The sequence below is a fragment of the Providencia lanzhouensis genome (assembly GCF_050469745.1).
Taxonomy (GTDB): domain Bacteria; phylum Pseudomonadota; class Gammaproteobacteria; order Enterobacterales; family Enterobacteriaceae; genus Providencia; species Providencia lanzhouensis.
The window spans coordinates 1,366,246-1,393,022 of sequence record NZ_CP174123.1; the positions used below are offsets into that span (position 1 = coordinate 1,366,246).

Genomic DNA, 26,777 nt, shown 5'->3' on the forward strand with positions numbered 1-26,777 from the left:
ATAAAGACATACGCCCCTTGTGGTATTAATTTTAAGGTCTTTTCTCGATGAAAAAAATGATGTTGTTAGGTGCATTAGCCCTGAGTTTAAACGTAGGTCAAGTATTGGCAGATGCGAGTCAAGACCTTCAAGATCGACTGAGTAAAGTGAATAGCTTCCAAGCGAGCTTTTCTCAGAAAGTAACTAGCCCAGAAGGTGATCTTATCCAAGAGGGTGTCGGTGACTTGTGGATTGAACGACCTAACTTATTTAACTGGAATATGACTTCGCCGGATGAAAGTGTTCTGGTATCAGACGGTAAAAACCTGTGGTTTTACAACCCATTTGTTGAGCAAGTGACGGTGACAAACTTAGCTGATGCTACCCAAGATACGCCATTCCTGCTATTAACTCGCAACAATCCGCAGGATTGGAAACAGTATTCTATTGTCCAACAGGGCAATACGTTTGATCTGAAACCAAAACAATCTAACGGGACATTAAAAAGTTTCTCTATTACGGTTAACCCACAAGGGACGATTGAGAAATTTGCTGCGGTTGAACAAGACGGACAAACCAGCGCCTATCAATTAAAACAGCAAAAAAATGGCCCAGTTGACCCAAGTAAATTCAAATTTACAGTACCAAAAGGGGTCACATTGGATGACCAGCGTTCTCGCGCTCACTAATATCTAGGGAGTAAAGAGGGTCTCGTGGGTAACTTATCTCTCGATTTTTCACAAAATGAATTCCAACCTCTGGCTGCGCGTATGCGGCCAGAAACGCTTGAGCAATATATTGGTCAAACACATTTACTTGCCGAAGGTAAACCATTACCACGTGCGATTAAGGCGGGTCATTTACACTCAATGATCTTGTGGGGACCTCCGGGAACGGGGAAAACTACTTTGGCTGAAATTATTGGTCACTATGCACAAGCGGATATCGAGCGCATTTCTGCGGTAACTTCAGGGATCAAAGAGATCCGTGAATCTATCGAAAAAGCGCGCCAAAATCGCAGTGCGGGGCGAAGAACCATTTTGTTTGTGGATGAAGTTCACCGCTTTAATAAAAGCCAGCAAGATGCTTTTTTACCTCATATTGAAGACGGTACCATCACTTTTATTGGTGCGACTACCGAAAACCCATCATTCGAACTCAACTCGGCACTACTTTCTCGCGCAAGAGTCTATCTATTAAAATCCTTAGAAAGTAGTGAAATTGAAGAAGTGCTGTTACAGGCATTGGGCGATAGCACCCGGGGTTTAGGTGGACAAAATATCGTTCTTCCAGATAGTACCCGAAAAATGATCGCTGACTTGGTTAATGGGGATGCAAGGCGCTCATTGAATCTGCTGGAAATGATGTCGGATATGGCGGAGGCAGATAACCAAGGTCAACGAGTGTTAACTGCCGAGTTGCTCAAAGAAGTGAGTGGTGAACGCGCAGCGCGTTTCGATAATAAGGGTGACCGTTACTATGATTTGATTTCTGCGTTGCATAAATCAGTTCGTGGTTCAGCTCCCGATGCTGCACTTTATTGGTATGCTCGGATTATTACTGCGGGCGGTGATCCTCTGTATGTCGCTCGTCGTTTATTGGCGATTGCCTCTGAAGATGTCGGGAATGCCGATCCTCGAGCCATGCAAGTGGCGATTTCAGCATGGGATTGTTTTACTCGTGTAGGCCCGGCGGAAGGGGAGCGAGCTATCGCTCAAGCCATTGTTTATCTTGCATGCGCACCGAAAAGTAATGCCGTTTACACCGCGTATAAAGCCGCAATTAAAGATGCTCAAATGCAGCCAGATTATGATGTTCCTGAACATTTAAGAAATGCCCCTACCAAATTAATGAAAGAGTTAGGTGTCGGTAAAGAGTATCGTTATGCTCACGACGAGCCTAATGCTTACGCGGCGGGTGAAAACTATTTCCCTGAACCGATGAAAGCGACGCAATACTATTACCCAACGGCACGCGGGCTAGAAGGCAAAATTGCTGAAAAACTCGACTGGTTAGCCCAACAAGATCAAATTAGCACAACAAAACGCTATCGCTAATCGGGTCAATGCGGTAAGGTTATAAAGCAATAAAATATTCTAAATATAACGCCGGAGCGCGTTATATTCGCTCTCACAATTGACTAACAAAATCACAGGATAAGCATGCTCGATCCAAATTTACTGCGTACGGAGCTAGACGCGGTTGCTACAAAACTGGCTCGCAGGGGTTTTACCCTTGATGTGGAAAAGCTGCGTGAATTAGAAGAACGCCGCAAAGTTTTACAAGTTGAAACTGAAACCCTGCAAGCAGACCGTAACTCGCGATCGAAAACTATTGGTGCAGCAAAAGCGCGTGGTGAAGACATTGAGCCATTGCGTCTGGAAGTGAACCAATTAGGCGAAAAATTGGATGCTGCTAAAGCAGAGTTAGATAAGCTGCAACAAGAAATCCGTGATATTGCATTAAGTATCCCGAATATTCCTGATGATGAAGTGCCTGACGGTAAAGATGACTCAGAAAACTTAGAAATCACTCGTTGGGGGCAACCTCGCCAATATGATTTTGAAGTCAAAGATCATGTGAGCTTAGGTGAACTGGCTGGTGGTTTAGATTTTCCAGCGGCAGTGAAATTGACAGGTGCTCGTTTTGTTGTGATGAAAGGTCAAATTGCGCGTATGCACCGTGCATTAGCGCAATTTATGCTGGATTTACATACTGAACAACATGGTTATCAAGAGCTGTATGTTCCTTATTTAGTTAACCATGACACGCTGTATGGTACTGGTCAGCTGCCGAAATTTGGTGAAGATTTATTCCACACTAAACCGTTGGAAGAAGAAGCGGATAGCAGCACTTATGCTCTGATCCCAACTGCGGAAGTGCCAGTAACTAACTTGGTGCGTGATGAAATTTTAGATGAAGATTCACTTCCTTTGAAAATGACGGCTCATACACCATGTTTCCGTTCAGAAGCGGGCTCTTATGGTCGTGATACTCGTGGCCTTATCCGTATGCACCAATTTGATAAAGTTGAATTAGTGCAAATCGTGCATCCTGAGAAATCAATGGCGGCACTGGAAGAGTTAACCGGTCACGCGGAAAAAGTTCTGCAATTACTGGAACTGCCATACCGTAAAGTGCTGCTATGTACTGGGGATATTGGCTTTGGTTCACGCAAAACTTATGATTTAGAAGTTTGGCTGCCAGCGCAAAATACATACCGTGAGATTTCTTCTTGCTCAAATATGTGGGACTTCCAAGCTCGCCGTATGCAAGCGCGTTTCCGTGGTAAGAGCGACAAGAAAACCCAACTGGTTCATACATTGAATGGTTCTGGTTTAGCGGTTGGTCGTACTCTGGTTGCTGTATTAGAAAACTATCAGCAAGCGGATGGACGTATTGAAGTGCCAGCAGTCTTACGTCCATATATGAAAGGCTTAGAATATATCGGCTAATTGATATATTTGATGTTGAAGGCTGAGCTTGGTTTTAGACTGGGTTCAGCCTTTTTTATTGTAAAAATAAGTGGTTAAGTCACAAGCTCAACACTTGAATTTCTGAATGGGACAATCCCGAGATTTGGCTAATAACATCAATACTGAGCCCCAGGCTTAAACTCGTTATGACCAGTGACCTCATGCGTTGACGAGTGTTAATAATTTCTTCTTTTCTCGCCTGCTCTATACCTTGCTCTATACCTTGCTCTATGCCTTGTTCTATACCTTTTTGCATTCCTTCATCCCTGAGTCTCTGTGCAATATTCATAATAGTTTCCTCATATTTTTCAGTTTGATTGATTAAAGCCTGTACTATTTGGGTGTAATCAGTGGAATCCATCACACTAAATAGATAGTTAATAATTAAAATCACATCATCTCGATGATTTTCATTTTCTTTAATCACATGTGCTAAGCGTTTAGATAGCAGAACAATGTCACCCTGTCGGGTTGAATACTTGAAAGCTAACTCCATTGCAGCCACCTTCCGGTGGGTAAGAATTTCATCATCGCTGACAGCATTTACGTCAATCAGTGGTAGGGGATTACAATAAAGGTCATGGGCTAAATCTGACCACTGAAAGCAGTCTGTCCATGAGCGTGAATAAGGGTAAGGCGACGGATCACCATGATAAAACTGAATAGGGACGATAAGGGGTAAAGCATGATGACCGTGTTGTAGATGTTGATTCATTGCGGAGAACGCGTAATGCATTAAGCGCCAGCCCATTAATTTATCTGGAGTCGATTGGTGCTCAACTAATAGATAGAAGTAACCCGAACCTTGTTTTGTTTCGACTCTATAGAGCAAATCAGATAAGCGAGAACGCAGCGTTTTATCTATAAATGAAGCACTCGTTAGTATTAAAGTATCGAAATTACAGTATTGTGTAATACGACTTGGTAAATGAGCCTCGAAGAAATCCCTTGCATTACCAAGCTTAGTCATAAAGCCTTTGAATGCAGAATCATGCGGTTTAGAAACTAAGTGAATAGACATATCGATCCTTATCCCGAGCGGTTGACGACGAGATACTAACCAATATTTTTTAAGGAGTGGAAAAAAGTTAGTCCTAATTCTAGATAATGGCTTGACTGATTAACTTTTTGTTATAAATGGTTTTATTTACTGATTTTAGTAATTAAAAAACACCTCATCGTCGTAATTCAACCCTGAGGTGTCAGGAGATAATTTTAGTCAATGCTGATGAGCTCAGTGCAAAACTTCCAAAGAAATTAGTGAGTCTCGTCCGCTTTAATTACACAATCAATGAACTGGTCTGTGACTGTTTAGTATCGGTAAAAAAGATACTGCGGTACGTGCTGTAGTAAGTTGCGTACATAATTGGCATTGAGATAAATAATCCTAAGCCAAATGGGATAATGGAGACAAACATTAGCACCATGGCAATCAGGAAGAATAAGAAGCCGGGTAATAGGTTTTTCTTCACTGCCTGTAAGCTGGCGGAGATAGATGTGCCAATTTTGAAATCATGATTCATGATAAGAGCGGGAGCAAACCACGTTAGTGCAGTGCCAAATAAGCTAGCTAATGCCATGATAATGCCCGCAAATACAAATGTTCCAGTTGATGCAAACAAGGCTGCATCCGAAATACCATCGTATTGGTCAGCTTGCATTACTAAGCTAAAAATGGCCGAGCCAGCAATCAGAAAAGCAATTAACATTCCGACCATATTGGCTGCAAAGTTTATGGCACCAATAGCAAATAGCTCACCAAATTTCTTTTGGAACCCAGAGAAAAGCAAGCCAATATCCGCTTCGCCAGTTTTGCGTTGGTTTTCACAAATTGCAATGATCCCCCCGACGAAAACGGGAGTAACAAAACTCACAAACATGCTGACAATGGGTAGAAAAGCCATAGCAAAGATAATCAGGAAAAAGACAACGTTAATCAGGATCCACATACCTAATTTTTCTTTGACCAGTGCCCACGCTTGGCTAATCCATTCAACGCCTTCTCCTGCTTGAACGGCGCGAGGTTCAGGCGTAAATACAAAACTATCAACGGGCTCTTGAAGTGATGGTGTTTCAGGTGCTGGCGTTACAGGTGATATGTTGTTATCGACATGATCGTGTTCATTGTTCATGGTAAATGACCTATTCGTAGTGATGAATCAGCAATGTTTATTATAGTGTTATGCTGCTATTGATTTATAAATTAAATTTAACTTGGGGATTATGCCTAAAAACTCAACATTATCAAAGCAGAGTAATCTGGTTGCGTGAGAGTAGGCAGGATTATGAAAGCGGGTAGGATGGTGTAGAAGAAGGGATAATAATGAGACTCCCCGAAGGAAGCCTCATTTTAATTAGTACATGACTTTTTTGCCGTAGCTTTCGAGGATGCTTTTTACTCTTTCCATCACTTCTTTTGATGGTGGTCTCACGCCATCAAGTTTGTATTCTTCACCCATGGTTTCCCATTTGTGTTTACCCAGCTCATGGTAAGGGAGCAGCTCAATTTTCTCGATATTATCCATATCTTTCACAAACTCACCGAGCATATGGACTGAGTGGTCATCGTCACTCCAGCCTGGGACAACGACATAGCGGATCCAGGTTTTTTGATTGCGCTTAGCGAGGTAGCGAGCAAATTCTAAGGTGCGATGATTGGAAACACCCACGAGTTTTTGGTGGATCTCATCATTAAGCTGTTTTAAGTCAAGCATGACAAGATCAGTGACTTCCATCAGCTCATCAATGACGGGGTCATAACGACGAACAAATCCATTAGTGTCTAAACAGGTATGGATGTTTTCTTTTTTACAAGCGCGGAACCAATCACGGACAAAATCAGCCTGTAAAATAGCTTCACCACCAGATGCGGTTACACCACCACCTGTAGCGTTCATAAAATGGCGATAAGTGACGGCTTCTTTCATTAACTCATCAACAGTGACCATGTTACCGGTATGGGTATCCCATGTATCACGATTATGGCAATACAGGCAGCGCATTAGGCAGCCTTGAAAGAAGACAATAAAGCGGATCCCTGGTCCGTCGACGGTACCACAGGATTCGAAGGAGTGAATTCGCCCAAACGTCGCAGGTGGCGAGGTGGTCGAAATTTCAGTCGTTGGAATAGTCTTTTGCGTTGTTGACATAGCAGGAACTCACAGAATGTAGAATTATAATTTGTTATCTTTGACTAAGATAGAAAGGCCCCAATGGGAGGGGCCTTTTATTTATTTTACGTTATAGAATCTTAGCAAAGTCTTACAGAGTACTGGTGAAAGTACGAGTAATAACGTCTTGCTGCTGTTCTTTAGTCAGAGAGTTAAAGCGCACTGCATATCCTGATACACGGATAGTCAGCTGCGGATATTTCTCTGGGTTTTCCATTGCGTCTAACAGCATTTCGCGGTTCATAACGTTCACATTTAAGTGCTGACCACCCTCGATAGAGGATTCATGGTGGAAGTAACCATCCATCAGACCCGCTAAGTTAGTTTTACGCACTTCGTCGTCTTTACCTAATGCATTTGGAACGATAGAGAAGGTATAAGAAATACCATCTTTCGCGTAAGCAAACGGCAGTTTAGCCACTGAAGTCAGTGATGCAACCGCACCTTTTTGGTCACGGCCGTGCATTGGGTTAGCGCCTGGTCCGAATGGAGCGCCAGCACGACGACCATCAGGGGTGTTACCTGTTTTCTTACCATACACAACGTTAGACGTGATGGTCAGAACTGACTGAGTTGGAACCGCGTTACGGTAAGTAGGCAGTTTCTGGATTTTCTTCATGAAACGTTCTACTAAGTCACAAGCGATGTCATCAACACGTGGGTCGTTGTTACCAAATTGTGGGTATTCACCTTCGATTTCGAAGTCGATAGCAATACCATCTTCGTCACGAATTGGTTTAACTTTTGCGTATTTGATAGCAGACAGTGAGTCAGCTGCAACAGATAGACCTGCGATACCACATGCCATTGTACGGTAAACATCACGGTCATGAAGTGCCATCAGTGCTGCTTCATAGCTGTATTTATCGTGCATGAAGTGGATGCAGTTCAGCGCAGTGACGTACTGAGTTGCTAACCAATCCATAAAGTGGTCCATTTTGTCCATCACGGTATCGAAATCAAGAACTTCGTCCATGATTGGAGCATGTTTAGGACCGACTTGCATTTTCAGTTTTTCGTCCACACCACCGTTGATGGTGTACAGCATAGTTTTCGCTAAGTTTGCACGAGCACCGAAGAACTGCATTTGTTTACCAACAATCATTGGGCTCACGCAACATGCGATTGCGTAGTCATCATTGTTGAAGTCAGGACGCATTAAGTCATCGTTTTCATACTGTACAGATGAAGTATCGATAGACACTTTTGCTGCGAACTTTTTGAAGTTCATTGGCAGTTTTTCTGACCACAGGATAGTCATGTTAGGCTCTGGAGATGGGCCCATGGTATACAGTGTGTTCAGGAAACGGAAAGTGTTTTTAGTCACCATAGTACGGCCATCAAGACCCATACCAGCCAGTGATTCTGTTGCCCAGATTGGGTCACCAGAGAACAGCTCATCGTATTCAGGAGTACGTAAGAAACGAACCATACGCAGTTTCATGACTAAATGGTCAATCAGTTCTTGCGCTTGTTCTTCTGTGATTTTACCTGCTTCTAAGTCACGTTGGATGTACACGTCTAAGAACGTAGATACACGACCAAATGACATCGCTGCACCGTTTTGAGATTTAACAGCGGCTAAGTAACCGAAGTAAGTCCATTGAACAGCTTCTTGTGCGTTAGTTGCAGGACCGGAGATGTCGTAGCCATATTTAGCAGCCATCTCTTTGATTTGACCCAGTGCACGGTGCTGTTCAGCAATTTCTTCGCGCAGTTGGATAGTCATTTGCAGGTCTTCACCTTTCTCTAATCTTTCTTGCAGAGAGGTGAATTGGTTGAACTTGTCTTTCATCAGGAAATCAATACCGTACAGCGCAACGCGACGGTAGTCACCGATGATACGACCACGACCATAAGCATCTGGTAAACCGGTTAAGATACCGGATTTACGGCATTTTAAGATGTCTGGAGTATAAACATCGAAAACACCTTGGTTATGGGTTTTACGGTATTCTGTGAAGATTTTTTTCAGGCTAGGATCTAAAGTACGATCGTAAGCTTTACATGAACCTTCAACCATTTTGATACCACCGAACGGGATAAGACCACGTTTCAGAGGTGCGTCAGTTTGTAAACCAACGATAGTTTCTAAGTCTTTGCTAATGTAACCTGCATCATGGGAAGTGATTGTTGATGCAACGTCTGTATCAAAATCAACTGGCGCGTGAGTGCGGTTTTCGATTTTGATCCCTTCCATGACTTTTTCCCACAGCTTATCAGTCGCTGGAGTAGAGCCTGCTAAGAAAGATTCATCACCTTCATACGGAGTATAGTTTTTCTGAATAAAGTCACGGACGTTGACGTTATTCTGCCAGTCACCTTGGCTAAAACCTTGCCATGCTAAAGCGAATTTTTCATTTAATTCGGACATGATACTTTTACCTTTTAACAATGGATCTTTGAGGGATCTTAATAAATCTTTGTGTACTTGTAATACCGAGTATATTAACCAATTTCGATTAATGTTTTTCGCTATTACGTAGATGCATTAACCAGTAAATTAGGCCGACTAACACTGCGCCGCCAATAATATTTCCGATAGTTACTGGTATTAAGTTTTCGGTAATAAAGTTTCCAACTGTTAAGTTAGAAAATTGTTCTGGTGCCATGTTGATATTTGACCAAAATTCAACAGGGGCGAATTCTTTAATCATGATAGCTAGAGGGATCATAAACATATTTGCAATGCTATGTTCAAAGCCACTAGCAACAAACATTGCGATTGGCAGAACTAATACTACCAGCTTGTCAGTTAGGCTACGACCGGCATAGCTCATCCAAACTGCTAAGCAAACCATTAAGTTAGCTAAAATACCTAAAAAGACAGCTTCAACAAAAGTATGGTGCAACTTGTAGTTAGCCGTTTGAAGAACGTTTAACCCCCATTGCCCATTCGCCGCAGCATATTGGCCTGCAAACCAAATAATAGCGACAAAAAACAGTGCGCCAATTAAGTTGCCAATATAAACGTTGAACCAATTGAGGAACATTTTTCCCCAAGTAATTTTGCCTGTTGCTTTAGATACGATGGTAAGAACAGTGGATGTAAATAAGTCAGCACCGCATACAACAACTAACATTAGTCCAAGGGAGAAGCAGATACCGCCAATCAGTTTAGTAAAACCGTAAGGAGCACTTGCTGCACCTGTCGTTGCAGTGATATAGAAAACGAAAGCGATAGAGATAAAGATACCAGCAGTGAATGCTGACAAGTAGGTAATAGCTGGGTGTTTGTTCGTTTTATAAACACCTGCATCATCAGCAACTTGCGCCATGACAGCAGGAGATAATAAATTAAAAGGGTTGTCAGCTTTCATACTAACACTCTCTTACAAAGTTGATTAATTATAGCACGCAATTATAGTAACAAACGGGTGTGACGATAAATTTGATGTGGATCATGAAGTGTTGAGAGAACGGGGTGGAAACAGTATAAAAAACGTCAAAATTTCATCTAATTATTTGATTTTAATATGAAAAATATTTTTTAAATTTTATAAAAAAATTTTATAAAACAGCTCAAAACGCTCTCGATAAGTAAAATGTTACAGATGATTGTTAATGAATTTCGATAATTATTATGTGATTGAAATTAAATATTGCTTAAGTAAAGATAAAAGCCCAGAGGCTTTTATCTCAAATCATCTTAAACCCCCACCAAGCCTATGGATTTGGTGGGAGGTTTTCTAATTAAGCATTAGCACGCTTCGCTTTTTGTAGCTTTTCGTAAGCTGCTAAAAGCCCTTGATGAGCAGGTAATGCTTTGAGCTCTTCATCAATTGACCATAATCCGTAGAAGCTTGATTCACCCGCAATTGCTGCTGACGCCGCATCTACCGCCTCTTGACCATACATACGGACAAAAGCTTGATAGTATTGAGCTGGCTCTCTTTCTTCTTCTTGGGAAAGTAGCAGCAGAGTATGTAAGCAGCGGTAGTAGTTAGCGCGTTCTGGCGTGAATACGGAACTGTTGAAGTCTTGTGTCCATTCAACCCAAGCCAATGCTTGTTCAAGGTCTCCACCCGCTAAGGCTAACATTGATTTCAATTCGCCAATACGTAGATTGCTCCAGCCATTATCTTTACCAACAGCCAAACCTAATAGTTCGCGCACACGGGTAAAGTCATCTAATCCGTCATCATCTAACTGTTCAATGAGAGCAAGATAATCTTCTTTTTCCCACTGACTATCAGGGAGGGACATAATGGTGTCGCGAAGGTAAGCACCCATTGCATTGTTGGCAATATGCAAATCTTCTACAGGATAGATATCTGACATACCTGGCACCAAGATACGGCAGGCATACACACCTAAATGGCTGTAATCTGCGATATACACTTCTGCGTCAAGTTTGTTGAAGATTGCCATTAACGTTGCAAATTCTTCTGTCGTGGTGCCTTTAAAGCTCCAATCTGCAAATGGATAATCCGCATCGTCTTTAAACATATCCCAGCTAATTAAACCGCTAGAATCGATAAAGTGGGTTTCTAAGTTTGTGTGCTCACCGACTTCTTCATCATCAAAGGTTGGGGCGTTAAACACGTCCAAATCTTTCAGTCCACGACCTTGCAGCAATTCTGTGACTGTACGCTCTAAGGCAACACCAAAATCAGGGTGCGCGCCGAAAGAGGCAAAGCAAGTCCCGTTCTGTGGGTTAAACAGCACCACACAGATGACTGGAAATTGGCCACCCAAAGAGGCGTCGTAACAGAAGATAGGGAAGCCTTCGTTTTCCAACGTTTCAATCGCTGCAACGACACCAGGGTAGCGAGCCATCACATCGGTAGGGATCGTTGGTAAACTAATGCTTTCGGCAATAATTTTATTTTTAACAAAGCGCTCAAACACTTCGGATAACCCTTGTACACGAGCCTCGTTTGCGGTGTTTCCGGCTGACATTCCATTAGACACATACAAGTTGCCGACGATATTCATTGGAATATAGACGGTGCTGTTGTCAGATTGGCGTGTGAATGGCAGGGCGCAAATACCGCGTTCTTCATTACCTGATTGCAGGTCAATCAGCTGGCTTCCTGCGAGTGCATTGTCAGGATCATAGAAAGCAACCAAGCGCTCATCCAGCAAACCTGCTGGCAGACTATCATCTTCAGTTAACGGGAACCATTTCTCATTAGGATAATGAACGAAATCCCCCTCAGCGATGGATTTACCTAAATAGAAATCTGCGAAGAAATAGTTGGTGGATAAACGCTCAAAATATTCACCGAGAGCAGAGGCTAAAGCCGCTTTTTTACTTGCGCCTTTACCGTTGGTAAAGCACAGCGGGCACTCTTTGTCACGAATATGAACGGACCAAACATTTGGAACCGGATTCAGCCAAGAGGCTTCTTCGATATCGAATCCTAAATTTTTCAGTTTGGTTTGGAATGCATCAATGGAGTCTTCGAGTGCGGCATCTTTGCCGGGAATAAATGTTTGGCTCATTGTCAGTCACTTGTAAATGGCTTGTTTCAGATAGCGGCTATGATACGGGCTTTTTGCTTAGTGCTCACGCTTTTTATTCAAGACAGAAAAATAGCGAAAAATTAAAATTTACTAAAATGACAAAGTCGATCACAAAACTCTCAGATTAAATCCACATAATAACGTGAGTTTATTTTTAATATTATGCTCGTTAATTTTAGTTAAAGGAAAATAGGATGAAAAACCGAAATAAAGCGCTGTTAGCCACACTGGTTTCACTGTTTGCCGCATCAGCATTTGCACAACCGAATATTACGGTGTTGGCAACGGGCGGAACCATTGCGGGTGGTGGAGAATCAGCAACAGGTTCAAGCTACCAAGCTGGAAAAGTAGGAATTGACTCTTTACTTAATGCAGTACCAGAGACTAAAAAAATTGCTAACCTGAGTGGTGAGCAGCTGGTGAATATCGGTTCTCAAGATATGAATGATCAAGTTTGGTTAACTCTCGCAAAAAAAATTAATCAAGATTGCAATAAAACCGATGGTTTTGTGATTACCCATGGTACTGACACCATGGAGGAAACGGCCTTTTTCCTTGATTTAACCACGGCCTGTAAAAAGCCGATTGTGATGGTGGGGGCAATGCGTCCTTCCACGGCTTTGGGCGCTGACGGCCCATTGAACTTATACAATGCCGTCGTATTAGCATCTGATAAATCAGCGGGAGAGCGTGGCGTGTTGATGGCGATGAATGACAAAGTGATCCAAGGTCGCAATGTTATGAAAATGAGCACAACAGAAGTTCAAGCCTTTGATGCTGTGAATGCGGGGGCAGAAGGCTATATTCATGATGGTAAGGTTACCTATTATCAAGCGCCTCAGCCGCGTGGGGATAAACCTGTTTTTGATGTGAGCAAATTAGATAAATTACCGGAAGTGGGTATTGTCTATAACTATGCGAATGCATCTTCAGCACCAGTAAAAGCACTGCGAGAAGAAGGTGTTAAAGGTATAGTGAGTGCCGGTGTTGGTAACGGGAATATGTATAAAACTATTTTTGATGCATTAGCTAATGCAGCGAAAGAGGATGTTGTCGTGGTGCGTTCTAGTCGCGTACCGACAGGCTATACAACGCGAAATGCAGAAGTGAATGATAACGAATATGGATTTGTGGCATCTGAAAGATTGAATCCACAAAAATCTCGTGTGTTACTGCAATTAGCCTTAACACAAACGAAAGATCCGAAAAAAATCCAAGAGATGTTTGAACAATATTAATATTTAATAATAGGCGGCAGAGATGTCGCCTTTATTCTATTTTTATTACGTATAAGCCGTGTTCTTTTGGGGATGAGTTAATTTGTATAATCAAAATAACTCGACAATAAATACCTATAAATAAGGTAAATCAGTTATTATCGAGCAATTCTATATCATCTATTTAACAAATTTAATTATAAAGAACCCACGTCAGGTGTTTGAGCTTCTGGTTTTCCTTGTTTAGATTTTTCTTTAAATACGGCAACATTACCTTCTGATTTAACCGCAGATTTGACTTCTGCTAAACCAGAAAAAATTCCGCCTTTTTTGATGGATAAATTTGAATAGCGAATCGTGCCGTAGATTTCACCATTAGTATCAATACTAATGGTTTCTGAAATACATTCCCCTTCCACTTTACCGTTTACCCACAACTCATTGCTGGTGATATTGCCGGTAACTTGACCATTTTGCATGATTTTAACGGTATTATTTTTACCAGCAATGTTGCCAATGACTGTGCCATAGATATGAACCTGTTCATTGGAGGTAATATTGCCTTCAAATACAACATCTTTGGCGATGATAGTATTGGTTTTTTCTTCGCTGATCATTGGTGACGATACTTGCATTTTTTCCTCAGCAATTTGCTGCATGATTTCTTCTTTATTGATAGTGGGAGTGGGTTCTGGTTTGCTTTGTTTTTTATTGAACATGCGACTAACCTTTTTGTAATTGAAGTATAAAACTAAACAAATGATCGAAGATATAAAGGCAACGGATGCCACGATGGTATATCTAAAAAACCACGCTATCAAAGTAAGAAACCAGAAGAAAAAACTTATGTTCAAAAACAGATATGTTTTCTTCATTCCTTAATCTCTTACACACAAATTTGATAATTAGTATAAATTAAAATAGCACATAACAAATTAAAGAATAGAGGATGATTTTGGTTTTATCTGAAGAAATGAAGCTATGTATTTTTAAAAAATAGTCGCTAATTTTCAGCTAAAGAGCAGAAATAGGGAAATGTTAAGTATGTTCAAATAAAAATACCCACTAATAAACATTAAGTGGGTATAATTAACATTAAATGATTCATTAAATAAAGCGCGCTTTTAGTTATTCGCGCCTGATTAAGTCATTATTTAGCTTCGTGCGCAGCACTATTTTCACGACAATCGCCTTCAGCACAGTGACCGTACAAATATAAACTGTGGTTAGAGAGTTTGATACCGTGACGAGCAGCGATGTCATGCTGACGCTTTTCGATTGATTCGTCAGTGAATTCGATAACCTTGCCGCAATCTAAACAGATCAAGTGGTCATGGTGGTGTTGCTGAGTTAATTCAAATACGGATTTTCCACCTTCGAAATTGTGACGAGTCACAATACCAGCATCATCAAATTGGTTTAATACGCGGTAAACAGTGGCTAACCCGATTTCTTCACCAATATCAATCAGCTTTTTGTAGAGATCTTCCGCACTGACGTGATGGCACTCAGGCTCCTGAAGTACTTCCAAAATCTTTAATCTTGGAAGAGTGACTTTGAGTCCTGCATTTTTCAATGCTTTATTATTGTCTGTCATGCGGGCTTGTCCTGTATTTTAAATCATAAATTTAACAATAATGAGACGTTTTTAACAAAAATCCAGTTGTCTTCTAAACTGATTTACAATTATAGGCATGGAAAATAAAAATAGAAACCATGCATTGTCTCATTATTTTGATTCGTTCTTAAAAGCGAGTCCATTAGATAGGAAGATTAATCCATCATATCGAATGGTTCCCGCTTTTAATTGACAATCTATGTCATTATTAGCCAAGGATTTCAGCCAGAGACATCTCTTCGGAGATTTGTTTAACCCAAGCGTCAACACGCTCTTCAGTCAGTTCTGGTTGACGATCTTCATCGATAGCAAGACCGATAAAGTGGTTATCGTCCGCCATACCTTTAGAAACTTCAAAGTGGTAGCCTTCAGTTGGCCAATGACCGACGATCACTGCACCACGCGGCTCAATGATGTCACGGATAGTTCCCATCGCATCACAGAAATACTCTGCGTAGTCTTCTTGGTCTCCACAACCAAACAGTGCGACAAGCTTACCGTCAAAATCAATTTCTTCTAATGTTGGGAAGAAATCATCCCAATCACACTGAGCTTCACCGTAGTACCACGTAGGGATGCCAAGAAGTAGGATATCAAACGCTTCGATATCTTCTTTGCTGCATTTAGCAATATCGTGAACTTCTGCAACATCTTTGCCTAATCTTTCTTGGATCATTTTGGCAATATTTTCTGTGTTACCTGTGTCACTTCCGAAGAAAATGCCTATAACTGCCATAAAGTGATTAACCTCTTGTTTTTCTAGTAGAGAGTATAAATTACCGATTCTGCTAGAACTAAAAATAGAACGAAAATAGGTAAAATTTTGCGCCTTATTTTGGCGAAAAAAACAGTGTTAGTCTGTCAAATTTGTGTGATTTACCCAGATACGGCTAGCGATCAATTGTCTCACTAACCTGCTCAAGTTGAGCCATCAAAATTTCTTCAATTAGCTCACTTCGGCTTATGTTTTTCTCTTCAGCTAATTGGTTTAAGACCGCGACAGCGTCTTCATTTAATTTCAGCTCAACTCGACGTAGCCCTTTGACTTTGTCTCGTTTTAGCTGATTTCGCTTATTGATTCGTAATTGTTCATCCCGCGACAACGGGCTAGTTTTTGGTCGCCCAGGCCTGCGTTCTTCTGCGAACAAATCCAGTGTGGTGCGGTCAGTTTGTTCTTTTGCCATATCTACTATTGCTAACGGAAGGGGTGTGCCAGTAATTCAGCGGGCAATGATACCCTAGCTGAACCCCTAGTACCATAGGTGCATACCCCGCTAATTCATCTAATAGATTAAAAAAAAAGCACTTTTAAGAAAAAAGCATCACCCAAAGAGTAAGTGATGCTTTTTTCTTCAGGTTAACGAGTCTGTTGTTGCCATAAATTGGCATAAAGGCCATTCAGTTTTAGAAGGTTCTGATGAGTTTCCGCTTCGGCGACTTCACCATCTCGTATCACGTAAATTTTATCGGCGTTCATAATAGTATTGAGACGATGCGCAATGCTAATCACAGTTCTGCCTTGCGTGATTAACGGCATATTTTTCATGATGGCAGATTCTGATTCGTAATCCAGCGCAGAGGTGGCTTCATCGAGAATTAAAATATCAGGTTCAGTAATTAAGGCTCGAGCAAGAGCAATACGCTGACGTTGACCGCCAGAGAGATTTAACCCTTTTTCAGATAAATGATAATTAAAGTTTTCAGGCAGAGACATAATAAACTCATAGGCTCCAGCCAATTTTGCAGCATGGACTAATTGCTCTTCGCTCGCTTGTGGGTAACTTAATCGGATATTTTCTGCAATTGTTCCTACAAAAAGGGTGCTTTCTTGAAGGACGACACTCATTCGGCGGCGTAACGCGACAGTATCTGTCACCGCTAAATCCATTCCATCCACAATAACTTGCCCATGTTGAGGAATATATAGCCGCTGTAACAATTTGGTGAGGGTGCTTTTTCCTGAACCAGATGGCCCTGTGATACCAATAAATTCCCCGGCTTTGATGGATAACGTCAGGTTACTTAGCACTTCAGGGGTTTCAGGTTGATAGCGAAAGCGGATATTTTGAAACTCAATTTCCCCTTGAATGGTGCTTGAGCTGGCAATGCCTTGTCGTTCATTTTCAATAGGTTTATCAAGAATATCACCAACGCGACGCAGAGAAATAATGGTATGTTGGAAGTCTTGCCAAATTTGAGCAAAGCGTAGAATAGGCTGAGTAACGTGAGCACTTAACATATTGAAAGCGACAAGTTCTCCTGGCGTGATATTTCCAGCCAAAACCTCATTAACGCCAAGCCAGAGTAGAATAGCGGTAGTCACTTTACTAACTAACGTCATTAACTGTGTTGCCACCACACTACGCATGGAAACTTTGAAACCTTGACTCAATTGCTGACTGAGTAATTTTTGCCAACGTTGGAAAAAGTATTTTTCAGTTGCTGTTGTTTTTACGGTTTCGATACCAGTTATTGATTCAGTTAAAAATGTAAGCCCGTTTTCATCGGCTTGGTAGGATTTTTCCGTCTGCTGACGAATGATTGGACCTAATATCATCCACAAAACAAAAAAGACCCCCATAGAGCCTACTAGTGTCCATGTCATCAGGCTGCTATACGAAAATAAGACAGCGATAAAAAGGATGACAAAGATAAAATCAATAAACAGCATCAGTGTTGAGCCAGTCAAAAATTGGCGTATATGGGCTAATTCACGGACACGTGCAATGATTTTACCTGTGGGTCTTAATTTAAAGTAATTAAGCGGCAGTGCCATTAAATGACGATAAATTTTTCCCGAAAGTTCAGCGCTAATTTGTGTACTTGTATGGCTAAAAACTTTATTACGAATAAAGCTGTAAACAGGTTCTGCAATAGCAATGGCTAATATTCCTAAGGCAATAACATGTAAATTAGGCAAGCTGCGCCCGACAAGCACTTTATCGATTAAGTTTTGAAATAGTAGAGGGCTTACCAGCGCAAAAAATTGCACAATTGCGGCAAGAATAAAGACATTTTTGAGTTTAAAACGTTGGCGAATAATAGATGGAATAAACCAACTGATGCCAAACGCTCTTTTTTGTTCTTTCTCCAACTGCTCTTTAATTAAAATGACGGAGTAATTGTATTCGGTGGATTTATCCCATGATTCCTCACCGTCTCCTTTGGGAGAAATCACGGTGAGTGGTGAATTTTGGGTGATAATATGCCAGCGTTGATTAATCAACACCAAAGCAGGTAATGGAATATCCTGCATCTGTTGTCGAGTGAGAGAAATGAGCTCTGTTTCATAACCAATAATCTGTGCACATTGTCTGATTTCAAAATCTGTGGGGGAGTCATTCTGCATACCAATGGCATGCATTAATTGTTCTTGAGTGACATTTTTTTGAAAATGATTAGCAATCCATATTAAGGCTTCCAAGCCATTGTTATTTTGCTGTTCCATCGATTACTTCTCTCTCATGGCTGTGGCGGTATATTCGTTAATTGGGCTTAATAGGTAGTCAATTAATCGTCGTTTATCTGTTTTTATTTCAGCGACAATAGACAAGCCTGGAGTCATTTCAATTTGCTCGCCTTCCACCAATAGCTGTTTGCTGCTTAAACCAATTTGCGCTAAATAGACGAGACCTAGATTGTCATCTTGCGTGCTATCGCGGGAAATGGACAATACCTCGCCTTCGATAGTCCCATAGCGGGTATAAGGGAAGGCGTCAATTTTGACATCCGCTTTTAAACCTTCTTGAATAAAGCCGATATCTTTATTCAGTATTTTGACTTCAGCTAATTGCACATGATTATTGGGCACAATAACCATCAATTGCTGTGCTGGTTGTAATACAGCTCCAAGGGTATAAACCGCAATTTGTTGCACAGTCCCATCTACTGGAGCACGAATAACTTCAAGCTGATTTCTCTCTTGGTTTTTAATCAATTCCTGTTCAAGAGAAACAAATTTGAATTTAGCTTGCTGATATTTCTCATGCCATTCTTGGTGTTTTTGCGCATTAATCCTATCTTGCTTTTCGAGTAAAGCATGATGTTGGCTATTTAATATAGAGAGTTCGGATTGTTTGGTGGTTTTTTCTTTTCTTGCGAGTAGTAATTCACGCTCCTGTTCTAAAAATTCTTTTTGACTGATTAACTGTTTTTGACTCAGGGCGGTATGCGCATCGAGCCGTTTTTTAATATTATTCATTAAGATATTGATGTCTTTTAACTCTCGTTCTCTTGCTTGAAAGTTAACGCGATTAAGCTGAATTTCATTGGTTATTTCGTTGAGTAAGGTTTCATACTCTTTTTTAATGGTTTGATAGCTGAGTTGTGCTTGAGTTTGCTCAGCAGCTGATAACTGGCTGTAATAAGCAGAAATTTCAATGGATTGCTGGTTGAGTAGGGCATGGTGGATCATTTCTTCACTGGCGTGAAAGTTTTTTTGGTAGTGCTGACTAAGAATATCTTGGTCTACGCCTAATACTTTAACGCTGAGCAGTGGATCCCCTTGCTTTACCTGTTGCCCATCTTCAACGTGAATTTGCTGTAAGCGGCTTAATTCAAAAGCTTGAATGGTTTGGGTGCGACCCGAAACGATGAGTTTTCCTTGAGTAGTCGCTTGAACATCTAATTTGCCAAAATAAGACCAAGCAATAGCGATAAAAATACCAACACTAATACTGATGGCTATGGTAAATGCCAAATAAGAAGGCGGTGTTTTTAGAATAGCTAAATGTGCAGGTAGAAAACTGTTATAGCGAGAGAGCGTTGGTTTTTTTTTCATGGTTAACATCCGTGTCATTATTTAAGAGACTGCTGAAGCGTCCATAAATGTGTATAGAATTGATTGTTCTCGATTAATTGTTGATGGCTGCCTTGCTCAACAATTTGCCCTTGCTGCATTACGATAATTCTCTGGTGATTACGGATCGTCGAAAGGCGGTGGGCAATAGTAATTACGGTACGTCCTTTGGCTATTTCTTGCATATTTTCTTGGATGATAGCTTGGGATTCATCATCTAAGGCGCTGGTGGCCTCATCGAAAATAATGATTTTCGGATCCGATAACAGTGTTCTGGCAATGGCGATGCGTTGGCGCTGCCCTCCAGAAAGAGAGGAACCGCCTTCGGCTAAGATTGTGTCATAGCCCATTGGTAGTTTAAGGATGAAATCGTGGGCACCCGCCATTTTTGCGGCATTCACAACCTCATCCATCGAGGCATTAGGGCGAGTTTGAGCAATGTTGTCGAAAACAGACTGATGAAATAGAAAATTCTCTTGCAAAACAATACCAATTTGCTGCCTTAGGGAAGCAAGGCTAAGTGCTGTAATGGGTGTTCCATCAAGATAGATTCCCCCTTTTTCTGGGGTGTATAAACGCAAAATTAGCCGAGCGAGAGTACTTTTCCCTGAGCCTGATGTGCCTACAATACCAATGGTTTCCCCGGCTTTTATTGAAAGGTTAAAGTTATTGAGGACGGTCGGCATATTAGGTTGATAACGGAAGCTAATGTTATGCAATTGAATATTGCCACTGAGTCGAGATTCATTTCCTTTTTTGCTCTGTTCTTGCGGAAGATTGATGATTTGAGACAGCTTTTCGACCGCCACTTTGGTACGAATATAATCTCCCCATAATTTCACTAATTTCACGAGGGGTTGGTTTGCATGGTTGACCATCATATGAAAGGCAATGAATTGCCCAATAGTCAATTGCAGTGCAAGAACTTCAGATGCGCCAACCCATAAAATGATAGCGCTCGTCACCTTTTCAATGACCATGACAATATGTTCAGAGCGTGAACTGATTTGCCCAGACACAAAATTGGTTTGGCTCATATCTGCCGTTTGTTTATCCCAACGACGGGTAAAGCTCGGTTCAATGGATAAGCTCTTGGCGGTTTCAATCCCATTAACGCTTTCTGTCAAGAATGAGGTATTCACTGCAATATTGGCAAACTGTTGCTGCGCTGCGGCTTCAATTTTCGGTGTGAGCCACCAAGCAACCAATAAATAACAGGGAATAGAACAGAGGAAAAGTAAGGTGAGGGTGCTGGAAAGCAAGTTCATTACATAGATGAAAACGAACAAGAACAGAACATCGACACACAGAGTGAAAAAGCTACTGGTTAAGAATTCGCGAATAGTTTCCAATTCTTTAACTCGAGTAACAATGGCACCAATTTGTCGATTTTTAAAAAATGAAATAGGCAGGTGCAATAAGTGATTAACTAACTTTAATCCTAACGTCATATCAATTCGATTGACGGTATGATTATAAATATATTCTCGCAGCCCTTTTAAGATGACTTCAATAATCGCCGCGACGATTAAACCGAAAATTAAAACATCCAAGGTTGATAAACTATTATGAATAAGTACCTTATCCATAATAACCTGCATCACAATGGGGGAGGCTAGCGCTAATATTTGTAAAATAAAAGAGAAAACTAATACCCAAGTGATGATTGTACGGTACTTCATAAATTCCGTTTGGAACCATGAAATATCGAATTTTCCTTGTTTAACTTTGACGTGAAGCCAATTCCCATTCCAATTTTTCTGTAGCTCTTCATGGCTCCATATTTCAGGCGCAGGATGACCAAAACGCTGAATGAGTACTTGTTCTTGATTATGATTAGCTAACAGAAAAGCATGACCATTGTTATCATAAAGAATGGTAGGGGATGGTAGTTTTGTGATACTTTTATCGCGCTGATGCTTGTTCTTGCATTTAATCTGATAATTATCTTTTATTGTTTTAATATAATCTTGAATTTGATTTATATTCTCTGTTTTCTGTTTGAAATCATCATAATCAATTTCGCCAGAAAGTTTTGCAATAACGCTAATAAAATATAATGTTGATTGTGTTTTGACACTTTCCATTGTGTATATTCATCATCCTGTATATTTAATAATGTCTGTGTATATATCGATTTGAAAAATATAATTATTTAGTCAAGGTAGATAATACAGTCATCATAATTACAAGTGTATTGAAGTTCGTCTTATTATTTGAATATGAATATATTTAGTGGATGTCTTTTATCCTGATATTGAAGATTTGAATATTCAATATCAGGATTGTGGGAGTCAAGGCGGATAGATTAGTCGTGAATAGCTAAAAATCGGTGAATCGCTCGTAGTACATGCTCCGGCTTTTCGGCATGAACCCAATGCCCAGCATCAGCAACCACCCAAGCTTTGGCTTGAGGAAACTGAGCTGCAATGTTGTCGCGGTACTCGGCTTGAACATAGGGTGAGTTTCCGCCGGGGATCAGTAACACGGGTTTATCCCATGCAGGCACCGTTTTCCACCCGATGATCTTTTCATAGTTAGCTTTGATTGCCGAAAGGTTGAATTTCCACTCACCTTGTTTAAAGGATTTTAGTAAGAATTGAATGACACCTTCTTCGGGAATGAATTTGCGCATAATGCCGCTAGCCTCTTGACGAGTTTTAGCGTGAGCTTGAGTTGTTGCTTCTAGCGCTGCAATAATTTCGTCATGGCGGCGAACGTTGTAAGCGACAGGTGCGATATCGATGGCCACAATTTTTTCGATGAAATCAGGTGCTATTTCACTGGCAGCCATGGCAATTTTTCCACCCATAGAATGTCCAATAAGAATGGCATTGTCGTAACCAAGGGATTTTACGAGTGAAATCACATCTTCGGCCATTTGTTGGTATTCCATTTCGTCAGAACGAAATGAGTCACCATGATTGCGTACATCGATTTGAATAGTATCGAAATAGTTTTGTAAGTCACGACCTAAAACACCTAAATTATTCAGGTCACCAAAGAGTCCATGGATCAAAACGACGGGGGTGACGGTGATCGGATTTTCAGGTTTATGGATTGTATAATTGAGTAATTCGGTCATATTTGGACTACGATTGATGTTGTTTGTCAGATTGAAGACTTATCATGGCATGGTGATGCCAAAAAACCAAATCTGTATAATCATAACAAGGTAACCTACTGAAATCCCATGAAACTTAACTCGTTGTTTGTTTTAAGTTATTGAAATTTTAATTGTTTTGTTTTTTTTAAATCTGGCTTATAATCTGGCGCGAATTTTAGATTAAGAAAGTACTGGGAAAAAATGAAAACGATAGAAGTTGATGAAGAGCTTTACCGCTATATTGCAAGTCACACACAGCATATCGGTGAAAGTGCATCGGATATTTTACGCCGTATGCTAAATTTCAAATCCGCGCAGCAGCCAGTACCCGCAAAAGAAGTGAGTGTAGCACCGTTAGCGTCACAAGATGTGCCGGTGATGAATACCAAGGTGGTTGCTCAAAACCCTGTGAGAGTGATCAGAGAATTATTATTATCTGATGCTTATGCAGAAAAAAATAAGGCAATTGATCGCTTTATGCTAATTCTTTCAACGCTATATAGCTTAGATGCGAAAAGCTTTGAGAGCGCAACAGAATCCATGCATGGTCGTACCCGTGTTTATTTTGCTGGTGATGAGCAAACACTACTGGCTGCGGGCAAGCAATCAAAACCTCGCCATATACCGGGCACGCCGTATTGGGTTATCACCAATACCAACACTAATCGCAAGCGCAGTATGATTGATGCGATTATGCAAGAGATGAACTTCCCAGCGAATGTCATCGAAAAAGTCGGCAATACGATTTAACTTTGGTAAATACTATCTAATCTTAGTAATGCTATCTAACCTTGATAGTCATCTAAACATTGTGAAGTCACTGGTGTTTCACGCTAAGCATCAGTGCTTTGGGAGATAACAAGTGGCAATTCATGAACGAGCAGGGCAGCTTCCATTTCAAAGTGATTTGATTAACGTTGCTCAGTTAACGGCTCAATATTATACCCAACAGCCAGATCCCGATGTGTCTTCTCAGGCCGTCAAGTTTGGGACTTCTGGGCACCGTGGTAGTTCGCTGCGTAACAACTTTAATGAAAATCACATTCTGGCAATCGCTCAAGCGATAGCGGATCTGCGTAAGCAGCAAGGAGTAACAGGACCTTGTTATGTGGGTAAAGATACCCATGCTTTGTCAGAAGCGGCTTTTATGTCGGTGATTGAAGTATTAGCAGCTAACCAAGTTCATGTTATTGTTCAAGAAGATAACGGTTTTACCCCAACTCCGGCTATCTCCCACGCAATTTTAAGCTATAACAATGCACATCAAGATGTTGCCGATGGCATCGTAATTACACCATCCCATAATCCACCAGAAGATGGCGGAATTAAATACAATCCAGCTAACGGTGGCCCTGCAGATACAGATTTAACATCGGTTATTGAGCAGAATGCTAATCAGTTACTTGCAGCCGATCTTGATGGCGTGAAGTGCTTAGATTTTGCTGATGCAATGGCGAGTGGTTTTGTAACAGAACAAGATCTGGTGATGCCATATGTTCGTGCGCTCGGCGAAGTTGTGGATATGCAAGCTATCCAAAAATCAGGATTAAAAATCGGTGTCGACCCTCTGGGTGGTTCCGGTATTGAATACTGGAAAAAAATTGCAGAGTATTATCAATTAGATATTGAAATTGTTAATGACCAGCTAGACCAAACATTCCGCTTTATGCCATTAGACCACGATGGTGTGATCCGCATGGACTGTTCATCTCGTTGGGCGATGGCAGGCTTGCTGGGCATGAAGGAAAAGTTTGATTTAGCATTTGCGAATGATCCGGATTATGATCGCCACGGTATTGTTACCCCTAGCGGGTTAATGAATCCTAACCACTATCTTGCTGTTGCTATTGATTATCTATTCCAGCACCGCCCTCAATGGGGCAAAGAAGTTGCTGTAGGTAAAACGTTAGTTTCCAGCGCCATGATTGACCGTGTTGTTAATGATATTGGACGTGAACTCATTGAAGTGCCTGTCGGTTTTAAATGGTTTGTGGATGGTTTATTTAACGGCAGCCTTGGTTTTGGTGGTGAAGAGAGTGCTGGTGCTTCATTTTTAAAATTTGATGGCACGCCATGGTCGACGGATAAAGACGGAATTATTTTATGTCTGCTTGCTGCAGAAATTACAGCAGTAACAGGGGAAAACCCTCAGCAGCGTTATAATAAACTCGCTGAAAAATTTGGGGCACCAATCTACAGTCGTATCCAAGCGAAAGCGACCCACGAGCAGAAAGCTAAGTTAAGCAAATTGTCGCCAGAAATGGTATCAGCAGACACACTAGCGGGTGATAAAATTACTCAGCGTTTAACGGCGGCTCCGGGCAACGGTGCATCAATTGGTGGGTTAAAAATCATGACTGACTATGGTTGGTTTGCCGCTCGCCCATCAGGTACTGAAGAAGCCTACAAAATTTACTGTGAAAGCTTCCGTGGTGAAGAACATCTTCACTTGATTGAGAAAGAAGCGATTGAAATCGTCAGTAAAGTCATTAGCTAATTATTGTCTTTAAAGCGGGTGGTAATCGCCCGCTTTTCATCATTAAATCCCCGACTACAAAATAAATCAGATTCGAGATTTTATCTCCTTTTTAGCACACATTACTTCATAAAATTGCGGTAGCTGATTCTGTGACGCTATTAACAAAATTGTTTTCTTTTTTTACCCTTCAAATTTGACCTTTTGTTTTTGTCATCGATACGTAATAACCGTTGCAGCTAGTGGCACGGAATGATACAACTTTAGGTATCTGAGTGATGTTAACTAACAATATTGAAGGTAGGTAAGGTCAATGAGTCAGGTTTATAATTTTAGCGCAGGGCCGGCAATGTTACCCATTGAAGTCATGCGCCGTGCAGAGCAAGAATTTTGTAACTGGAAAGGTTTAGGGGTTTCTGTGATGGAAGTGAGCCATCGCGGGAAGGATTTTATTGAAGTTGCGAAAGAAGCAGAACAAGATTTACGCGATTTATTAAATATCCCTGATAACTATAAAGTTTTATTCTGTCATGGTGGTGCTCGTGCTCACTTTGCCACGCTGCCAATGAACCTGTTAGGAGATAAAACGACAGCTGACTACATTGTCAGTGGCTATTGGTCTGAATCGGCAGCCAAAGAAGCTCAAAAATATTGCACACCGAATGTTATTGATGTCGTTCAAGAAAATAACGGTGTTGTCAGCATCAAACCAATGAGCGAATGGCCATTAAGCAAAGATGCAGCCTATGTTCATTATTGCCCGAATGAAACCATTGGTGGCTTAGCTATCCATGAAGAGCCTGATTTCCCTGCGGACAAAATTATTGTTGCTGACTATTCATCTGCGATTTTATCTAAACCTATCGATGTAAGTCGCTATGGTGTGATTTATGCCGGTGCACAGAAAAATATTGGTCCAGCAGGTTTAACGCTGGTTATCATTCGTGAAGACCTACTAGGCAAAGCTTCACCTCAAACGCCATCTGTTTTCGATTACACGGTACTTGCGCAATATGAATCCATGTTCAATACTCCGCCAACTTTTGCTTGGTATTTAGCGGGTATGGTTTTCAAATGGTTAAAAGAGCAAGGCGGATTGCAGGAAATTGCAAAGCGTAACTATGAAAAATCACAGTTACTGTATAACGCAATTGATGACAGTGAATTCTATATTAACCGCGTCGCGGTAGAAAACCGCTCTTGGATGAACGTACCATTCCAAATGCAAAATCCTGCATTGGATGCAACATTTATCGAAGATGCTAAAAACCAAGGGTTATTATCACTAAAAGGCCACAAGGTTTCAGGCGGAATGCGCGCATCTATTTATAATGCAATGCCGCTGGCGGGTGTTCAGGCGTTAGTCGACTTTATGGCTGATTTTGAACGCCATCATGCCTAATTTATGATGTACTAGTAGTCAAGCCGATTTGCTCAGGAAGAACGAGTCGGCTTATTAATTTAAATA

Annotated in this window: 21 protein-coding genes; 7 read left to right on the forward strand and 14 right to left on the reverse strand. The window is 41.1% G+C overall.

Annotated elements, in window-relative coordinates; genetic code table 11:
* Positions 1–47: 47 nt before the first annotated feature.
* The 3 genes from lolA (at position 48) to serS (ending at position 3,434) form a co-directional block, all read left to right on the forward strand.
* On the forward strand, positions 48–668 hold the full coding sequence (gene lolA / locus ACIH2S_RS06340) for an outer membrane lipoprotein chaperone LolA (RefSeq protein ID WP_036951825.1): 621 nt from the start codon (positions 48–50) through the stop codon (positions 666–668).
* A gap of 24 nt (positions 669–692) precedes the next feature.
* Complete coding sequence (locus tag ACIH2S_RS06345) at positions 693–2,036, forward strand: replication-associated recombination protein A (protein ID WP_036951822.1); 1,344 nt, start codon at positions 693–695, stop codon at positions 2,034–2,036.
* Positions 2,037–2,141: 105 nt separating this feature from the next.
* On the forward strand, positions 2,142–3,434 hold the full coding sequence (serS, locus tag ACIH2S_RS06350) for a serine--tRNA ligase (protein WP_132494457.1): 1,293 nt from the start codon (positions 2,142–2,144) through the stop codon (positions 3,432–3,434).
* A 79-nt stretch (positions 3,435–3,513) separates the two neighbouring features.
* Here serS and ACIH2S_RS06355 read toward each other — a convergent pair whose 3' ends face one another.
* The 6 genes from ACIH2S_RS06355 to ycaO form a co-directional block, all read right to left on the reverse strand.
* Positions 3,514–4,476: an Rpn family recombination-promoting nuclease/putative transposase gene (locus ACIH2S_RS06355; RefSeq protein ID WP_321146465.1), complete on the reverse strand. Its 963-nt coding sequence runs from the start codon at positions 4,474–4,476 to the stop codon at positions 3,514–3,516.
* Between the two features lie 259 nt (positions 4,477–4,735).
* Positions 4,736–5,587, reverse strand: a complete 852-nt coding sequence (locus tag ACIH2S_RS06360; RefSeq protein WP_349487665.1) for a BPSS1780 family membrane protein — start codon at positions 5,585–5,587, stop codon at positions 4,736–4,738.
* 222 nt (positions 5,588–5,809) lie between these two features.
* The gene (pflA, locus tag ACIH2S_RS06365) at positions 5,810–6,604 is read right to left on the reverse strand and encodes a pyruvate formate lyase 1-activating protein (protein WP_036951813.1); all 795 of its coding nucleotides are present in this window, start codon (positions 6,602–6,604) and stop codon (positions 5,810–5,812) included.
* Positions 6,605–6,716: 112 nt separating this feature from the next.
* Positions 6,717–8,999: a formate C-acetyltransferase gene (gene pflB, locus ACIH2S_RS06370; RefSeq protein WP_036951811.1), complete on the reverse strand. Its 2,283-nt coding sequence runs from the start codon at positions 8,997–8,999 to the stop codon at positions 6,717–6,719.
* A gap of 88 nt (positions 9,000–9,087) precedes the next feature.
* Complete coding sequence (focA, locus tag ACIH2S_RS06375) at positions 9,088–9,945, reverse strand: formate transporter FocA (protein WP_036951809.1); 858 nt, start codon at positions 9,943–9,945, stop codon at positions 9,088–9,090.
* Positions 9,946–10,318: 373 nt separating this feature from the next.
* Positions 10,319–12,073, reverse strand: a complete 1,755-nt coding sequence (gene ycaO, locus ACIH2S_RS06380) for a 30S ribosomal protein S12 methylthiotransferase accessory factor YcaO (protein WP_108478917.1) — start codon at positions 12,071–12,073, stop codon at positions 10,319–10,321.
* A 215-nt stretch (positions 12,074–12,288) separates the two neighbouring features.
* Between ycaO and ansB the strand changes: the two genes are divergently transcribed.
* Positions 12,289–13,332 carry an L-asparaginase 2 gene (ansB, locus tag ACIH2S_RS06385; RefSeq protein ID WP_108478916.1) on the forward strand — a complete coding sequence of 348 codons (1,044 nt, stop codon included), beginning with the start codon at positions 12,289–12,291 and terminating at the stop codon, positions 13,330–13,332.
* Between the two features lie 176 nt (positions 13,333–13,508).
* Here ansB and ACIH2S_RS06390 read toward each other — a convergent pair whose 3' ends face one another.
* The 8 genes from ACIH2S_RS06390 to ybfF form a co-directional block, all read right to left on the reverse strand.
* Entirely contained in the window at positions 13,509–14,030 is a 522-nt protein-coding gene (locus ACIH2S_RS06390) for a bactofilin family protein (protein ID WP_230082503.1), read from the reverse strand.
* Between the two features lie 431 nt (positions 14,031–14,461).
* Positions 14,462–14,908 (reverse strand): ferric iron uptake transcriptional regulator, encoded by a 447-nt coding sequence (gene fur, locus ACIH2S_RS06395; RefSeq protein ID WP_036951797.1) that lies wholly within the window; start codon positions 14,906–14,908, stop codon positions 14,462–14,464.
* 229 nt (positions 14,909–15,137) lie between these two features.
* Positions 15,138–15,665: a flavodoxin FldA gene (fldA, locus tag ACIH2S_RS06400; RefSeq protein WP_036951795.1), complete on the reverse strand. Its 528-nt coding sequence runs from the start codon at positions 15,663–15,665 to the stop codon at positions 15,138–15,140.
* Between the two features lie 154 nt (positions 15,666–15,819).
* Complete coding sequence (ybfE, locus tag ACIH2S_RS06405; RefSeq protein ID WP_036951793.1) at positions 15,820–16,113, reverse strand: LexA regulated protein; 294 nt, start codon at positions 16,111–16,113, stop codon at positions 15,820–15,822.
* Positions 16,114–16,286: 173 nt separating this feature from the next.
* Positions 16,287–18,377 (reverse strand): type I secretion system permease/ATPase, encoded by a 2,091-nt coding sequence (locus tag ACIH2S_RS06410; RefSeq protein ID WP_108478914.1) that lies wholly within the window; start codon positions 18,375–18,377, stop codon positions 16,287–16,289.
* A 3-nt stretch (positions 18,378–18,380) separates the two neighbouring features.
* Positions 18,381–19,709, reverse strand: coding sequence for an HlyD family type I secretion periplasmic adaptor subunit (locus tag ACIH2S_RS06415; RefSeq protein ID WP_080675637.1), 1,329 nt, complete (start codon positions 19,707–19,709; stop codon positions 18,381–18,383).
* 17 nt (positions 19,710–19,726) lie between these two features.
* Positions 19,727–21,814: a peptidase domain-containing ABC transporter gene (locus ACIH2S_RS06420; protein WP_272534465.1), complete on the reverse strand. Its 2,088-nt coding sequence runs from the start codon at positions 21,812–21,814 to the stop codon at positions 19,727–19,729.
* A 221-nt stretch (positions 21,815–22,035) separates the two neighbouring features.
* Positions 22,036–22,812: an esterase gene (gene ybfF, locus ACIH2S_RS06425; protein WP_108478912.1), complete on the reverse strand. Its 777-nt coding sequence runs from the start codon at positions 22,810–22,812 to the stop codon at positions 22,036–22,038.
* Between the two features lie 222 nt (positions 22,813–23,034).
* Between ybfF and seqA the strand changes: the two genes are divergently transcribed.
* From seqA to serC, 3 genes are all read left to right on the forward strand, one after another.
* Complete coding sequence (seqA, locus tag ACIH2S_RS06430) at positions 23,035–23,583, forward strand: replication initiation negative regulator SeqA (RefSeq protein WP_036951779.1); 549 nt, start codon at positions 23,035–23,037, stop codon at positions 23,581–23,583.
* 112 nt (positions 23,584–23,695) lie between these two features.
* Positions 23,696–25,330 (forward strand): phosphoglucomutase (alpha-D-glucose-1,6-bisphosphate-dependent), encoded by a 1,635-nt coding sequence (gene pgm / locus ACIH2S_RS06435; protein WP_108478911.1) that lies wholly within the window; start codon positions 23,696–23,698, stop codon positions 25,328–25,330.
* A gap of 292 nt (positions 25,331–25,622) precedes the next feature.
* Positions 25,623–26,711, forward strand: coding sequence for a 3-phosphoserine/phosphohydroxythreonine transaminase (gene serC / locus ACIH2S_RS06440; RefSeq protein ID WP_108478910.1), 1,089 nt, complete (start codon positions 25,623–25,625; stop codon positions 26,709–26,711).
* Positions 26,712–26,777: the final 66 nt, after the last annotated feature.